Annotated in this window: 1 rRNA gene; it reads left to right on the top strand. The window is 54.7% G+C overall.

The annotated features are described in order from the left end of the window. The first annotated feature begins 103 nt into the window (after window positions 1-103). Window positions 104-1,631 (top strand): 16S ribosomal RNA (locus FXV77_RS21745). The last annotated feature ends 57 nt before the right edge of the window (window positions 1,632-1,688 follow it).

The following is a 1,688-nucleotide window of genomic DNA, read 5'->3' as shown; positions in this document are numbered from 1 at the left end:
AGGGGGAGAGCTGTAGAAGATACAATTTTTTCGGTCCGGGCCGTACAGTACATATTACTGACGATCCGGTCAACAGAAGATGACCGGGGTCAAGATTCATTTTACAATGGAGAGTTTGATCCTGGCTCAGGATGAACGCTAGCGGCAGGCCTAATACATGCAAGTCGTACGGGATTGTTTCTTAGCTTGCTAAGGGACATGAGAGTGGCGCACGGGTGCGTAACGCGTGAGCAACCTGCCCATGTCAGGGGGATAGCCCGTTGAAAGACGGATTAACACCGCATGAAGATATTTTCCGGCATCGGGAGATATCCAAATATTTATAGGACATGGATGGGCTCGCGTGGCATTAGCTGGTTGGTGCGGTAACGGCGCACCAAGGCGATGATGCCTAGGGGCTCTGAGAGGAGAATCCCCCACACTGGTACTGAGACACGGACCAGACTCCTACGGGAGGCAGCAGTAGGGAATATTGGTCAATGGGCGGAAGCCTGAACCAGCCATGCCGCGTGCGGGAGGAAGGCCCTACGGGTCGTAAACCGCTTTTATACGGGAACAACCACACGTACGGGTACGTGTCTGAGTGTACCGTAGGAATAAGGATCGGCTAACTCCGTGCCAGCAGCCGCGGTAATACGGAGGATCCGAGCGTTATCCGGAATTATTGGGTTTAAAGGGTGCGTAGGCGGCATTTTAAGTCAGGGGTGAAATACAGCGGCTCAACCGTTGCAGTGCCCTTGATACTGAAGTGCTTGAATGTGGTCGAAGTAGGCGGAACGGGACAAGTAGCGGTGAAATGCATAGATATGTCCCAGAACCCCGATTGCGAAGGCAGCTTCCTAGGCCATTATTGACGCTGATGCACGAAAGCGTGGGGATCGAACAGGATTAGATACCCTGGTAGTCCACGCCCTAAACGATGATGACTCGATGTTAGCGATATACAGTTAGCGTCCAAGCGAAAGCGTTAAGTCATCCACCTGGGGAGTACGGTCGCAAGACTGAAACTCAAAGGAATTGACGGGGGCCCGCACAAGCGGAGGAGCATGTGGTTTAATTCGATGATACGCGAGGAACCTTACCCGGGCTTGAAAGTTAGCGGCGGTACCAGAGACGGTACCTCCCTTCGGGGCGCGAAACTAGGTGCTGCATGGCTGTCGTCAGCTCGTGCCGTGAGGTGTTGGGTTAAGTCCCGCAACGAGCGCAACCCCTATGTTTAGTTGCCAGCGCGTAATGGCGGGGACTCTAAACAGACTGCCTGTGCAAACAGTGAGGAAGGCGGGGACGACGTCAAGTCATCATGGCCCTTACGTCCGGGGCTACACACGTGCTACAATGGGCGGTACAGCGGGCAGCTACCTGGCAACAGGATGCGAATCTCCCAAAGCCGCCCACAGTTCGGATCGGGGCCTGCAACTCGGCCCCGTGAAGCTGGATTCGCTAGTAATCGCGTATCAGCAATGACGCGGTGAATACGTTCCCGGGCCTTGTACACACCGCCCGTCAAGCCATGAAAGCCGGGGGTGCCTAAAGCATGTAACCGCAAGGAGCGTGTTAGGGCAATACTGGTAATTGGGGCTAAGTCGTAACAAGGTAGCCGTACCGGAAGGTGCGGCTGGAATACCTCCTTTCTGGAGCGTCCGGACCGTTCCTGCTGCGCACGGCATGATCATTATTATCCATACAGG

This window comes from Sphingobacterium phlebotomi, assembly GCF_008180195.1.
Classification (GTDB): domain Bacteria; phylum Bacteroidota; class Bacteroidia; order Sphingobacteriales; family Sphingobacteriaceae; genus Sphingobacterium; species Sphingobacterium phlebotomi.
Note: the sequence above shows the minus strand (reverse complement) of the source record. Positions and strands in the feature narration are given on the sequence as shown.